General features: G+C 68.0%; 16 protein-coding genes. All 16 read left to right on the forward strand.

Features of this window, described 5'->3' with window-relative positions; translation table 11 throughout:
* The 16 genes from ASE67_RS09035 to ASE67_RS09105 all read left to right on the forward strand — a co-directional run bounded on the left by ASE67_RS09035 (position 1) and on the right by ASE67_RS09105 (position 13,070).
* Positions 1-3,171: a YdbH domain-containing protein gene (locus tag ASE67_RS09035; protein WP_235511856.1), complete on the forward strand. Its 3,171-nt coding sequence runs from the start codon at positions 1-3 to the stop codon at positions 3,169-3,171.
* A complete protein-coding gene (locus ASE67_RS09040; RefSeq protein WP_055759722.1) occupies positions 3,168-3,362 on the forward strand; it encodes a YnbE family lipoprotein in 195 nt (64 codons plus the stop codon). Before ASE67_RS09035 ends, ASE67_RS09040 begins: the two co-directional genes overlap by 4 nt.
* A gap of 2 nt (positions 3,363-3,364) precedes the next feature.
* A complete protein-coding gene (locus ASE67_RS09045; RefSeq protein WP_055759725.1) occupies positions 3,365-3,742 on the forward strand; it encodes a YdbL family protein in 378 nt (125 codons plus the stop codon).
* A 163-nt stretch (positions 3,743-3,905) separates the two neighbouring features.
* Positions 3,906-4,034 (forward strand): hypothetical protein, encoded by a 129-nt coding sequence (locus ASE67_RS18730; RefSeq protein ID WP_268795361.1) that lies wholly within the window; start codon positions 3,906-3,908, stop codon positions 4,032-4,034.
* A 199-nt stretch (positions 4,035-4,233) separates the two neighbouring features.
* Complete coding sequence (locus ASE67_RS09050) at positions 4,234-4,554, forward strand: AtpZ/AtpI family protein (protein ID WP_055761505.1); 321 nt, start codon at positions 4,234-4,236, stop codon at positions 4,552-4,554.
* 38 nt (positions 4,555-4,592) lie between these two features.
* The gene (locus tag ASE67_RS09055) at positions 4,593-5,378 is read left to right on the forward strand and encodes a F0F1 ATP synthase subunit A (RefSeq protein WP_055759728.1); all 786 of its coding nucleotides are present in this window, start codon (positions 4,593-4,595) and stop codon (positions 5,376-5,378) included.
* Positions 5,379-5,418: 40 nt separating this feature from the next.
* Positions 5,419-5,646 carry a F0F1 ATP synthase subunit C gene (locus ASE67_RS09060; RefSeq protein ID WP_055759731.1) on the forward strand — a complete coding sequence of 76 codons (228 nt, stop codon included), beginning with the start codon at positions 5,419-5,421 and terminating at the stop codon, positions 5,644-5,646.
* Between the two features lie 117 nt (positions 5,647-5,763).
* Positions 5,764-6,255 carry a F0F1 ATP synthase subunit B family protein gene (locus tag ASE67_RS09065; protein ID WP_055759734.1) on the forward strand — a complete coding sequence of 164 codons (492 nt, stop codon included), beginning with the start codon at positions 5,764-5,766 and terminating at the stop codon, positions 6,253-6,255.
* Positions 6,248-6,877, forward strand: a complete 630-nt coding sequence (locus tag ASE67_RS09070) for a F0F1 ATP synthase subunit B family protein (protein ID WP_055759737.1) — start codon at positions 6,248-6,250, stop codon at positions 6,875-6,877. The genes ASE67_RS09065 and ASE67_RS09070 overlap by 8 nt, the downstream gene beginning before the upstream one ends.
* Before the next feature lie 132 nt (positions 6,878-7,009).
* Entirely contained in the window at positions 7,010-7,330 is a 321-nt protein-coding gene (locus ASE67_RS09075; protein ID WP_055759740.1) for a DMT family transporter, read from the forward strand.
* 132 nt (positions 7,331-7,462) lie between these two features.
* Positions 7,463-8,401 (forward strand): alpha/beta hydrolase, encoded by a 939-nt coding sequence (locus ASE67_RS09080; RefSeq protein ID WP_055759743.1) that lies wholly within the window; start codon positions 7,463-7,465, stop codon positions 8,399-8,401.
* A gap of 78 nt (positions 8,402-8,479) precedes the next feature.
* Positions 8,480-8,779: a hypothetical protein gene (locus ASE67_RS09085; RefSeq protein WP_055759746.1), complete on the forward strand. Its 300-nt coding sequence runs from the start codon at positions 8,480-8,482 to the stop codon at positions 8,777-8,779.
* Position 8,780: 1 nt separating this feature from the next.
* Complete coding sequence (locus ASE67_RS09090) at positions 8,781-9,770, forward strand: oxidoreductase (RefSeq protein WP_055759749.1); 990 nt, start codon at positions 8,781-8,783, stop codon at positions 9,768-9,770.
* 50 nt (positions 9,771-9,820) lie between these two features.
* Positions 9,821-10,924 (forward strand): GGDEF domain-containing protein, encoded by a 1,104-nt coding sequence (locus ASE67_RS09095; RefSeq protein WP_055759753.1) that lies wholly within the window; start codon positions 9,821-9,823, stop codon positions 10,922-10,924.
* Between the two features lie 39 nt (positions 10,925-10,963).
* Positions 10,964-12,895: an excinuclease ABC subunit UvrC gene (gene uvrC / locus ASE67_RS09100; RefSeq protein WP_055759758.1), complete on the forward strand. Its 1,932-nt coding sequence runs from the start codon at positions 10,964-10,966 to the stop codon at positions 12,893-12,895.
* Positions 12,873-13,070: a type II toxin-antitoxin system CcdA family antitoxin gene (locus ASE67_RS09105; protein WP_055759761.1), complete on the forward strand. Its 198-nt coding sequence runs from the start codon at positions 12,873-12,875 to the stop codon at positions 13,068-13,070. The genes uvrC and ASE67_RS09105 overlap by 23 nt, the downstream gene beginning before the upstream one ends.
* Positions 13,071-13,108 lie beyond the last annotated feature (38 nt).

The following is a 13,108-nucleotide window of genomic DNA, read 5'->3' on the forward strand; positions in this document are numbered from 1 at the left end:
GTGAGTGGTCTGGGCGGTGACGACGAGCAGGCGGTGGAGACCGTGGCGTCGCCGCGTCGCCGGGGCCGCAAGCGCCGGCGTTTCGCGCAGGTGTTGCTGATCGTCAGCGGCGTCGTGCTGCTGCTCGCCGGGCTGTTGTGGACGCAGCGCAAGCCGATCGCCGACAATCTGGTCCGTCGCGAACTGGAAAAGCGCGGGATCGCCGCGCGGTATCGCGTCGCGCAGATCGGGCTGGGCCGACAGCGGCTGGTCGATGTGGTGCTGGGCGATCCGAAGGCGCCCGACCTGATCGCCGACTGGATCGAGATCGATACGGATGTGTCGCTGAACGGGGCAAAGGTTACCGGCGCACGCGTCGGACAGGCACGGCTGCGCGCCACCCTGCGGCCGGACGGGACGGTTTCGTTCGGACAGATCGACAAGCTGTTGCCGCCGCCCTCCGGTAAGCCCTTTGCACTGCCCGATTTCGATGTGGGCGTCGACGATGGCCGTATCCGCCTGACCACGCCGTACGGCGTCGTCGGCGCGAAGCTCGCGGGGAGCGGCAATCTGGCGGACGGGTTTACCGGGCAACTGGCGGCGGTATCCGAACGGCTGGCGCTGAACGGCTGCGGCATCGATCGGCTGGCGGCGAACTTGTCGCTGCGCACCGCGCGCACCGGCCCGTCGTTCAGTGGCCCGATCCGCGCCCAGGCGGCGGCGTGTGGCGATGTGCGGCTGGTCGGGCCGGCGGTGCGGGCGGAAGCGACGCTCTCGCCCGGCTTCGACCGGTGGCGCGGGCGGGCGGAGGTCGCGGCCGATCGCATCGTCGCCCCCCGGACGCAGGTGGCTGCGCTGTCGGGGACGATCGGGTTCGACGGAGGACCCAAGGGAACGACCGGTGCGATCGACCTGGCATCGGGCGATTTCGTGCTGCCGCAGCTGGCCGGACAGGGGCTGTCGATCGCCGGACGCTATGCGGTGGGCGGCGTGCCCGCGTTCGACGGGCGGATCGGCGCGCGTGGCGCTCGCCTCGCCCCCGCGATGGTGGCACGCATCGCGGGCGGTGCGCAGGCCGCCGCCGGAACCCCGGTCGCACCGCTGGCGATCGCGGCGACCCGTGCGGCGGGCCGGGCGCTGCAACGCTTCGATGTGTCGGCCGACGTCGCCGCGCGTCCGCTCGCCGCGCGGATCGATCGGCTGGCGTTCGTCGCGGCCAGCGGTGCGCGCGCAACGCTGCGCGACGGGCCGGTACGCTGGGTGTCGGGCAAGGGCGTGGCGCTGAACGGCACGCTGGCGATGGGCGGCGGCGGGCTGCCGGTTGCCAGCGTGCGCCTGTCGCAGGCAGCACCCGGAGCCCCGGTCAACGGCACCGCGACGATCGCCCCTTATGCGGCGGGCGATGCCCGGCTGGCGCTCTCCCCGCTGCGCTTCCGCACCGCCGCCGATGGCGCGACCCGCATCGAAACCCGCGTCGAACTGTCGGGACCGTTTAGCGGCGGCCGGATCGACCGCTTGGCGCTCCCGATCAACGCGCGCTGGGACGGCGGCGGACGGCTCGTGGTGAATACCGGCTGCGTGCCCGTTGCCTTCGACCGGCTGCGCGTGTCGGCGCTGACGCTCGATCCGGCGCGGCTGCGGTTGTGCGCGGCGGACGGCGGCATGGTCCGGCTGGCGGGTGGGCGAATCGGTGGCGGGGTATCTACCGGTGCGACCCGGCTGACCGGCACGCTGGGCGGCACCCCCGTCACGCTGGCGGCTGGCGGCGGACGCTTTGGCCTTGGCGACCTCGGCTTCACGCTCACCGATGTGAAGACCCGGCTGGGCAGCCCCGACCGCGTCAGCGTCCTCGACCTCGGCACGCTGACCGGCCGCGTCGCGAACGGCGTGGTCGCGGGGCAATTTGAACGGGGCGAGGGGCAGATCGGCAACGTGCCGCTGCTGATTCGCGACGCCACCGGCGACTGGAAACTGGCCGGTGGCGTCCTGTCGCTCGACGGCGATGTCGGGGTGCGCGACGCCGACCCGCAGCCTCGATTCGAACCGCTGCGCAGCGACGATTTCAAGCTGACCCTGAGCGGCAACGACATTCGCGCCGGCGGCACGCTGAAACACCCGACCAAGGGGGTGAAGGTCACCGACGTCACCATCGTCCACGACCTTGCCACCGGGCGCGGCAATGCGGTGCTGGCGGTGCCCGGCATCACCTTTGGCGATTCGTTCCAGCCGAACGAACTGACCCGCCTGACCTTCGGTGTCGTCGCCGATGTGAAGGGCACGGTATCGGGCCGCGGCGATATCGCGTGGAGCCCGGATGGCGTCACCTCGACCGGCACCTTCCGCACCGCCGACACCGATCTTGCCGCCGCGTTCGGCCCGGTCAATGGACTGGCGGGCGAGATCCGCTTCACCGACCTGCTCGGCCTCGTCACCGCGCCGGGACAGGTCGCGACGATCGCGGAGGTCAATCCGGGCATCGCGGTGACCGACGGCGTGGTCCGCTACCGCCTGATCGAAGGGATGCGCGTCCAGATCGAAGGCGGGCGCTGGCCGCTGGGCGGCGGCGAAATGGTGCTGGAGCCGACGATCCTCGATTTCGCCGAGGATGTCGAACGGCGCATGACCTTCCGCGTGACCGGGGTCGATGGCGGGCTGTTCCTGCAGCAGTTCGAATTCGACAATCTGAACGCGTCGGGCGTGTTCGACGGCGTGCTGCCGATGATCTTCGACGCCAATGGCGGCCGGATCGAGGGCGGCAAGCTGCAATCGCGCGGTGGCGGCAACCTGTCCTATGTGGGGGAGGTGTCGAAGGAGGATGTCGGCTTCTGGGGCAACCTTGCCTTCCAGGCGCTGAAATCGATGAACTATCGCCGCCTGACGATCGAGCTGGACGGCCCGCTGGCCGGTGAGATGCTGACCGCGATCCGTTTTGCCGGGGTCAGCCAGGGCAAGGGGACGTACAGTAATTTCCTGATCCGTCGCCTGGCCAGCCTGCCGCTGGTCTTCAACGTCCGGATCAAGGCGCCCTTCCGCCAGCTGATCGATTCGGTGCAGAATTACTACGACCCCAAACGGCTGATCGAACGCAACCTGCCCGCGCTCCAGGCCGAACAGCGTCGCCGCGAACAGGGCTTGCCACCGGCGCCGCTCGACACCACCATTCAGCCCTCCGAAAGCGAGACTGTGCCATGAACGACAGCGTGACGATGTTCAGAGCCTTGATGATCGGTGGCACTGCGTGCCTCGCCGGCGGCTGCGTCAACGTGGCCGCGCCGGACAAGCCGATCGTCATCAACCTGAACATCAACATCACGCAGGAAGTCGTGTATCGCCTCGATGGGGAGGCGAAGACGCTCATCCAGGATAACCCAGGGATTTTCTGACCATGCACGCATATGTCAAATACGGTCTCGCCGCCTTCGTCGCGGTCGCCGGGATTGCCGGCACCGCATGGGCGCAACGCGACCCGGCCTATCAGGCCGCCCGCGCGGCGGGGCAGGTGGGCGAACAGCCCGACGGCTATCTGGGCGTCGTCGGCGGCGGCACGCCCGAACTTCGGTCGCTGGTCGCCAACATCAACATCCAGCGCAAAGCCGCCTATACCCGCGGCGCACAGTCGGGCGCGACGGTCGAACAGTTCGCGTTCGTGTCGGGCTGCAACCTGATCGCGCAGACCAAGCCGGGCGAGAAGTACAAAACGCCGGGCGGCGGCTGGGAAACCCGCGGCAACGGCCCGCCGGAGCGCGACCCACGCTGCGTGTGAGGGATTGAAAATCGGCGACCAATACGCTACGTATTGATGGCTGAGTCTAAGTTCGTTGAATCACCTCCGACCCCGGCTGTGCCAGCAGTCGGGGTCTTTGGCGTTTGGGGACCGGCTGCCAGGCACGGCCCCCTCCCGCCGCTACTTCGAGCGGGCGACCTCGATGATTTTAAGCACCAAGGTCGCGAAAGCCACCACCAGCATTGCTACGCCGATGATGACCATTGCTGAATCTTTGCTCGTTTTCCTCACCTCCTCTGCGGTCGATGTGTCGACCGCACGGCTGGTGTAGCCATATTCTCGGGATGGCCAAGCGAATGAACGAGTAGAGAGGCTCTCAACACACTCGACCCTCCGTTCATCCTCCGGAAAGGTTTCCGCGCGAACGCCAAGGTTGACTCGAAACCGTCACCTTCCTAAAGCGCGCCTGCCTTGGCGGGCTCGCCATCCGGCGCATATCCGGCCCGACCGACTGGTCGTGGGAGGGGATGATGGCGGAGAACGAGCCCGGACTAGACCCCTTGCCCGAAGATGCCCGGATCACCTCGCTCGATGAGCGATTGCGACGGGCAAAGGCGGACGAGGCGATCCGATCCGGTCAGGCGCGCGACGAAGCGGGGGAGAAAAACTACCGCCTCGGCAATCGCGTGCTGGCTGAACTGGTCGGCGGGATGGTCGGGGGGGCGGTGATCGGGGGAACCCTCGACTATCTGCTCGGCACCTCGCCATGGCTCCTGCTCGTGCTGCTGTTCCTTGGAATTGCCAGTGCGTTCAGGAATATCATCAGGATTTCGAACCGGCGTCCGGACTGACAGTCCTCGGGCGCCTTGGCATATCGGGGCGAAGCGACGTGGCGCAGGCAGGCAAGATCGATCCGATGCACCAGTTCGAGGTGCAGACGATCTTCAACATTCCCCTGGGCGATCACGTCCTGCCGTTCACCAATTCGGCGCTGTGGATGATCGTGGCGGCGGTTGCGCTGTTCGTGTTCATGATCGGCGGCATGAAGCAGCAGCAGGTACCCGGTCGCTGGCAGATGGCGGTCGAAGGCTTCACCGGCTTCATCGACAAGCTGCTCGCCGCGAACATCGGCCATGAAGGGCGCAAGTACCTGCCGTACGTCTTCTCGCTGTTCATGTTCATCCTGTTCGCGAACGTCGTCGGCCTGCTGCCCTTTGGCCTGGTCGGACTGCACCCGTTCACCGTCACCAGCCACTTTACGGTGACCGGCGTCCTTGCCATCGCCAGCTTCTCGATCGTGCTGGTCGTCGGCCTGTTCAAGCACGGCCTGCGTTTCTTCAGCCTGTTCGCGCCGAAGGGCACGCCGATCCCGGTGCTGCTGCTGGTCGCGCCGATCGAGTTCGTGTCGTTCATGGTCCGCCCGTTCAGCCTCGCGCTGCGACTGTTCGTGGCGATGACCGCCGGGCACATCCTGCTGAAGGTGCTGGCGGGCTTCATCATCAATTCGACCGCGACCGGTGCCGGCATCGGCGTGCTGGTCAGCGTGCCCAGCTTCGCGCTGATGGTCGGCGTGTCGGCCCTCGAAATGCTGGTCGCCGGCGTGCAGGCCTATGTCTTCGCGCTGCTGACCTCGCTCTACATCAACGATGCCGTGCACCTGCACGACCATCACTGATCCAACCAACATACAAGATTTTTCCAAGGGAGTTTTCGACATGGAAGCAGACGCCATCAAGTTCCTCGGCGCCGGTCTCGCAGCTATCGGTGCCGGCCTCGCCGCACTCGGCGTGGGCAACGTCTTCGCCGCCTTCCTGCAGGGCGCGCTGCGCAACCCGTCGGCAGCGGCCGGCCAGCAGGGCAACATGTTCATCGGCTTCGCCGCCGCCGAACTTCTCGGCCTGCTGGCGTTCGTCGTCGCCGTGCTGCTGATCTTCGTCGCGTAACATCGCGTGACGCCCGGCGCGGGGGCTTTGCCCCGCGCCGGACTTGCCGGTCCGGATGACGGACCGGTTTCGACCGGGCGATGGCGCCCGGTCGACCAGACCAATACGGGACGTTTCATGCCGCAAATCGAGCAGCTCGCCGCGACCTGGGGGTCGCAGGTCTTCTGGCTGGTGCTGACCTTCGGCATCGTGTTCCTCTTCGTGGGCCTCGGCATGGTGCCCAAGGTGCAGGGCACGGTCGACCAGCGCGACCAGGGCATCGCCGCCGACCTCGCCGCCGCCGAACAGGCGCGCGGTGCGGCGGATGCGACCGAAGCGGCATGGCGTGCCCGCGAAAATGCCAGCCGCGAGGCTGCGCAGAAGCTGCTGGCCGAAGCCCGTGCCAAGGGTGCGGCGGCGGCCGCCGAACGGCTGGCCGCGGCCAATGCCGACATGCAGGCGCGCGTCGCGCAGGCCGAGGCCGATATCGCTGCCCAGCGTGGCGCGGCAATGGCGCAGGTCGAACAGGTCGCCGCCGAAGCGGCACAGGCGATCGTCGAGCGCGTGTCGGGCGTGCGGGTTAGCGAACAGGACGCGCAGGGCGCGGTGAAGGCGGTGCTCCATGGCTAATCCGAACGTCGCGCACAGCAGCCCCACGCTGAACGAAGCGATCCACGAAGAGGGCCTGGCCAAGACCGGGACCGAAGCGGTCGAGGGTTCGCACGGCAGCACCACCGGAACGGCGCACGCCGATCCGACCGCGCTGGGCCTGAACGCCACGGCATGGGTCAGCGCGGCGATGCTGCTGTTCCTGCTGGTGCTGGTCGTGAAGGGCGTGCCCGCCGTGATCGGCCGCCTGCTCGACGGTCAGATCGCCGCGATCCGCACCCGCCTCGACGAAGCGCGCACCCTGCGCGCCGAAGCCGAAGCGCTGCGCGACGAATATACGTCGAAGATCGCCGGGATCGAGGCACAGGCCGCCGAAATGGTCGCCCATGCCGAAGCCGAGGCGCAGGCGCTGCTGGTGAAGGCCGAGGCCGACGCCGCCGAACTGACCCAGCGTCGTGCCAAGATGGCGACCGACAAGATCGCCGCCGCCGAACGCGCCGCCATCGCCGAGGTCCGCGCGACCGCCGCCGATGCCGCTGCAAAGGCAGCCAGCGCGCTGATCTCGACGCACTTGTCGGGTGACGCCGACCGCGCGCTGGTCGACCGGACCATTGCCGGTCTGGGTGGTAGCCGCCTGAACTGATCGACGTCTTTCCGCGCGACGACGCCGCCCCGCCGATCCGGCCGGGCGGCGTTTCGCGTTCTGGCCCTTGCGTCTCTTTCGGGTTTCCGACGCCAAGGCCCATTTTTCCGAGCCCGTGACAGGAGAAGCGATATGGCATGGGCCATTCTCGCGGTTGCGGTCGTGTGTGAGATTATCTGGGCGCTGAGCCTGAAATGGGCGGCGGGGCAGGGGACATTGGTCGCGTCCGCCGTGCCGATCACCTTGTCGTTCGTGAACATGGGGCTGCTGGCGCTGGCGATGCGCGGCATTCCCGCCGGCACCGCCTATGCGGTGTGGACCGGCCTTGGCGCGGTCGGGGTCATTATCGGCGGCGCGATGCTATTCGGGGAAAAGATCGCGCCGGTGCAGGCGGGCTTCATGGTGCTGATCGTCGTCGGCGTGGTCGGCACGAAGCTGTTCGCGCAGGGGTAATTCCATTGGATACCGCATCGCCGCCTGCGCGGGGATGCGGGTCTCCGCAATAACCGTTACCGCTAACAAGAATCGTTGGACAACGCCCCGAGCCGTGAGGATACTCCCCCGATAATAACAGGGAGAGGGTTTATGCGAGCATTTCACGGGCGGCGTACGCTTGGCTGGGCGATCGGCGCGGTACTGGTGGCGATCGCCACGCCGGCACTGGCGCAGAGCGACAGGATGGAGCCGATGGCGGCCCCGGCCCAGCCCAATGCGATCCCGCTGAACACCGGAACGCTGCCCGGCGCGACCGCGAAGGAATCGTGGCACCGGCAATATGGCAGCAGCTTCACCCGCAACGTGACCGATGCGACGCTGACCCCGTTCCTGCCCGATCCGGCCAAGGCGACCGGCACGGCGGTGATCGTCGCGCCCGGCGGGGGCTTTCGTACGCTGTCGATGTCGAACGAAGGCTGGGACGTGGCCAGGGCGCTGGCCGAGCGCGGCGTCGCCGCCTTCGTGCTGAAATATCGTCTGAACCAGACGCCCGCCGACATGGCGGGGTTCGAAAAGTCGATGCGCGAGATGTTTTCCGGCACCGCCCCCCGCCCGCGTCCTGCGCCGGGGGGCGCCAGCAACATGCTCGCCCCGCAGATCGCCGATGCCAACGCCGCCTTCGCGCTGATCCGGTCGCGCGCAGGGGAATGGAAGGTCGATCCGAACCGTATCGGCATGATCGGCTTTTCGGCCGGCGCGATGCTGACCATGGCGACCACCCTGTCGAACGGCCCCGCGAAGCCGGCGTTCATTGGCGACGTGTACGGCCCGCTTGCCGCCATGGGGCCGGTGCCCGCCGACGCGCCGCCGCTGTTCGTCGCGATCGCTGCCGACGATCCGTTCTTTGCGAACAGCGGGTTCGGCCTGATCGAATCGTGGAAGACGGCGAAGCGTCCGGTCGAATTCCACCTGTACGAACAGGGCGGGCACGGTTTCGGCATGTATCCGAAACCGACGACCAGCACCGGATGGTTCGACGCGTTCGTCCGCTGGATGGACATGCATGGCTGGACGAAGCGAGCGGGTTGATCCCCGCGCCCCGCTTGGCGGCGGCCGGGCGGGGCGCTAAGTCCTTGTGCGGGCGACCAAGCCCATGGAGGGATTGCCATGAAGTTCCTGTTCACCGCCGCCGCGTTGCTGGCGACGCCGCTGGCCGCCTCGGCCCAGACCGCGCCGGCCCCGGCGTCGGCCACGGCCAAGCTGACCATCGACAGCAGCATCGAATCGATCGCAGCCAATCCGAAGGGGAAGGCGATCCTCGACGCGCAGTTTCCGGGCATGCTGGCACACGAATCCTACCCGATGTTCAAGGGGATGAGCCTGAAGCAGGTCCAGCCCTATGCCCAGGGCAAGGTCACCGATGAACAGGTCGCGAAGGTCGCTGCCGAACTCGCGAAGCTAAACTGACATGGTGCGCGTCGGCTTGATCGGGTTCGGCCTGGCCGGCGCGTCGTTTCACGCGCCGCTGATCGCGTGCGTGGAGGGGATGGAGCTGGCGGCGATCGCCACCTCGCGCCCGACCGATCGCTTTCCCGGTGCCATACGCCACGCCGATCCGATGGCGTTGATCGGCGACGACAGCCTCGACCTGATCGTCGTTGCCACGCCCAATGACAGCCACGCCCCGCTGGCGCAGGCGGCGCTGGCCGCCGGGCGGCATGTCGTGGTCGACAAGCCGCTGGCGACCGACGACGCCGATGCCGTCGCGCTGGTGCAGCTGGCGCGCGGGGCGGGCCGGTTGCTCAGCGTATTCCACAACCGCCGCTGGGACAGCGATTTCTTTACCGTCGAACGGCTGCTGCGCGAGGATGCGCTGGGCGAGGTGCAACTGGCCGAGCTGCGCTGGGACCGGTTCCGCCCCGCGATCAAGCCGGGCTGGCGCGAAGAGGGCGGGCCGGGCAGCGGGCTGCTGAACGACCTCGGCCCCCATATGATCGATCAGGCGATCCGCCTGTTCGGCATGCCCGATGCGGTCGCGGGCGACGTGACGACGCAGCGTGACGGCGCGGGCGCCGACGATTATTTCGAGGTGGTGCTGCGTTACGGCGCGCGCCGCGTCACCATCGGTTCCGCCTCGCTGGTCGCCGCCCCCCGCCCGCGCTTCGCCTTGCACGGGACCAGGGGCAGCTTCGTCAAATACGGCATCGATCCGCAGGAGGCGGTGCTGCGCGCCGGCGGGATGCCGACCGACAGCGGCTATGGCATCGAACCCGATCATCAGTGGGGCCTGCTGACCGATGCCGAGGGTGCTGCGCGTCCGGTACGGTCGGAAGCGGGCGACTGGCGCGGGTTCTACCGGGCGATGCGCGATGCGATCCGGGGGGAGGGCGAGGTACCGGTCGATCCGGTCGACGCAGTACGCGGCCTGCGCATCATCGAAGCGGCACGGGCGGGGTAGATTTCGTCGCGTTACAAGCCGTTAACGCTCGACGGGTAAGCTCGCCCGGAATGTTCGACCTGCCCGATCTTTCCACGCTGCGCCTGTGCAGTTTGCTCGCCAGCACCGCGTTCGCGCTGGTGTTCGCGGCGGCCGGGTGGCGGCAACGGATGCCGTATATGTGGTGGTGGGCAGCGGCGACCGGCAGCTACAGCGCGGTCCTGCTCGGCTATGAAGCGGCCGGGGAGCCGCTGTCGCCCTGGGCGGCGGGGCCGCTCAACGGCCTGCTGGCGTTGTCGATCGCGTTCATCCTCGCCGGTATTCATGCCTTCGATGGACAGGTACCGCTGAAGCGCTGGATGCTCGGCGTCGTTGCCGGCGTGGCGATCGTGCCGGCAATCGCGATGGGGCTTCCCGGTGCAGCGGGGGCGATGACGGCGCGGATATTGCTGTCGCTCGGGCTGGGGTTTGCCAGTTTCCTGTTCTGCTGGCCGTTGCTGGTCAGCCGCGCCGATGACGGCACGCGGACGATGCGCCGGTTCGCCGGGGTCGCGCTGCTAGTCTATGTGCCCTGCTATGTGGCGGCGGCGATCGGCGAGTTCCTGTCGGCCCGGGCGGTCCATTACATCGCGCTGGTCCCGATGCTGGCCGATCAGATGCTGATGGGCATCGCCAACCTGTCGCTGCTGTCGATCCCCGGCCTGCGATCGCAACAGCAATTGCGCCAGATGGCGCTGCGCGATCCACTGACCGGCGTCGGGAACCGCGCCGCGCTGGCGGCGGGGGCCGCCGGGCTGCTGGTGCCGGGGCGGGTGGCGCTGCTGATCGATGTCGACCGGTTCAAGGCGATCAACGACCGCCACGGCCATGCGGTGGGCGACCGGGTGCTGGTGGCGATCGCGACGGCCCTGCAACGCAGTGTCGGCGGCGATTTCGTCGCGCGGCTGGGCGGCGACGAATTCCTCGTCATCACTGGTGCCGACGATCCGGCCCAGGTCGCCGAACGGTTGCGCCGCTGCGCCGGTCGCGGGGAGGCGGGGCTGCCGGCATGGACGCTCAGCATCGGCGCGGCGCCGATCGAACCCGGCGACCGCTCGATTGACGATGTGATCCAGCGGGCCGACCTGCTGATGTACCGCGCCAAGGGCCGGGGTCGTACCGCGGCGGCGGCATGACGCTGGCGCTCGCGGGCCGCGCTCCCTAAATCGGCGGGAATGTCGGAAACCCCCAACGCCCCCAATCGCTTCCACGAGGACAAGGCCAGCTTCACCGTGCGCGGGTCGGACGCGCCGGACATCGACGCCGGTGTCGCCGCGATCCGCAACGTGCTGGCGACGCTGCCCGCGCGGCCTGGTGTGTACCGGATGCAGGATGCGCGCGGCGAAGTGCTGTATGTCGGCAAGGCGCGCGCGCTGAAAAACCGCGTGGCGAACTATACGCAGGTGTCGCGCCTGACCAAGCGGTTGCAGCGCATGGTCGCGCAGACCCGCAGCATGACCATCGTCACGACCAATAACGAGGCGGAGGCGCTGCTGCTCGAAGCGCAGCTCATCAAGCGCTATCGCCCGCCCTACAACGTGCTGCTGCGCGACGATAAGTCGTTTCCGTTCATCCTGCTGCGCGCCGACCACGACTTTCCGCGCATCCAGAAGCATCGCGGCGCGCGCCGGGCGAAGGGCAATTATTACGGCCCGTTCGCCAGCGCCGGTTCGGTGACGCAGACGTTGAACGCGTTGCAAAAGCTGTTCCTGCTGCGCTCGTGCACCGACAATTTCTTCAAGACGCGCGACCGCCCGTGCCTGCTGTACCAGATCAAGCGCTGTTCGGCCCCCTGTGTCGGCCGGATCGACCAGGCGGCCTATGCCGAGCTGATCGCCGATGCGAAGGATTTCCTTGGCGGCAAGTCGACCAAGGTGCAGGCGAAGCTTGGCGTGCAGATGCAGGCGGCAGCGGAGAATATGGACTTCGAACTGGCCGCCGTCCTGCGCGACCGGCTGAAGGCGCTGACCTTCATTCAGGGTTCTCAGGCGATCAACGCCGATGGCGTCGGTGACGCCGATATCTTTGCGATGGCCGCGCGCGAGGGGACGATCGGCATCCAGGCGTTCTTCATTCGTGGTGGCCAGAATTGGGGCCATCGCAGCTTCTTCCCGGCGCATACCAACGACGTGCCGGAGGAGGAGGTGATGTCCGCCTTCCTGATGCAATTCTACGAAGAGGTGCCGCCACCGCGCAATGTCTTCGTCGATCGCGACCTGGCCGAAAGCGAGGTGCTGGCCGAGGCGATGGCCGAGCGCGCCGGGTTTAAGGTCGCGCTGTCGGTGCCGCAACGCGGCGTCCGCCGTCGCCTGCTTGACCAGGCGAAGCGCAATGCCGAGGAGGCGCTCGAACGCCGCAACGCCGAGTCCACGACGCAGGCCAAGCTGCTGCGCGAGGTCGCCGACCTGTTCGAACTGGAGGGGCCGCCCGACCGGATCGAGGTATACGACAACAGCCATATCCAGGGGACCAATGCGCTGGGTGCGATGGTCGTCGCCGGGCCGGAGGGATTCCGCAAGGGCCAGTATCGCAAGTTCAACATCAAGCAGGCGCAGACCAACGACGACTTCGCGATGATGAAGGAGGTGCTGACCCGCCGCTTCGCCCGCGCGCAGGAGGAGAATCCCGATCGCGAAACCGACCGCGACGGCAATGGCTGGCCCGACCTCGTGCTGATCGACGGCGGCAAGGGACAGCTGAACGCGGCGAAGGCGGTGCTGGAGGATTTGGGCATCGAGGATGTCTGCATGGTCGGCGTCGCCAAGGGGCCGCATCACGGCCGCGACGGGCGCGAGGTTTTCCACCTGATGGACGGGCGCGAACTGATGCTGCCGGTCAATTCGCCGGTGCTGTTCTACCTCCAGCGGCTGCGCGACGAGGTGCACCGCTTCGTCATCGGCGCACACCGTGACAAGCGGTCAAAGGCGATCGGGGCCAGCCCGCTCGACGATGTGCCCGGCATCGGCCCGGCCCGGAAGAAGGCGCTGTTGATGCACTTCGGCACCGCCCGCGCGGTGCGCAACGCCAGCCTCGAGGATCTGCAGAAAGCGCCGGGGGTGAGCAAGGCGATGGCGCAGGGGGTCTATGACTTCTTCCACGCCCGCTGAGGTCGCGCTCGACCCGGCGCTGGTGGCCCGCGCACAGGCGGCGGGGATCGATGTCACCGCGACCTGCCATGCGGCGCTGTTGCGGGCGGTCGAGGAAGCGGCGTTGGCCGGATTGCGCGCCGAGACGGCGGCGGCAATCGCCGAATGGAATGATTGGGCCGGATCGCCCGAATAAGGCCGGCGTCTCGACCGGCTCCCGTCCGCCCGCGGCTC

The sequence above is a fragment of the Sphingomonas sp. Leaf23 genome (genome assembly GCF_001421585.1).
Lineage (GTDB): Bacteria > Pseudomonadota > Alphaproteobacteria > Sphingomonadales > Sphingomonadaceae > Sphingomonas.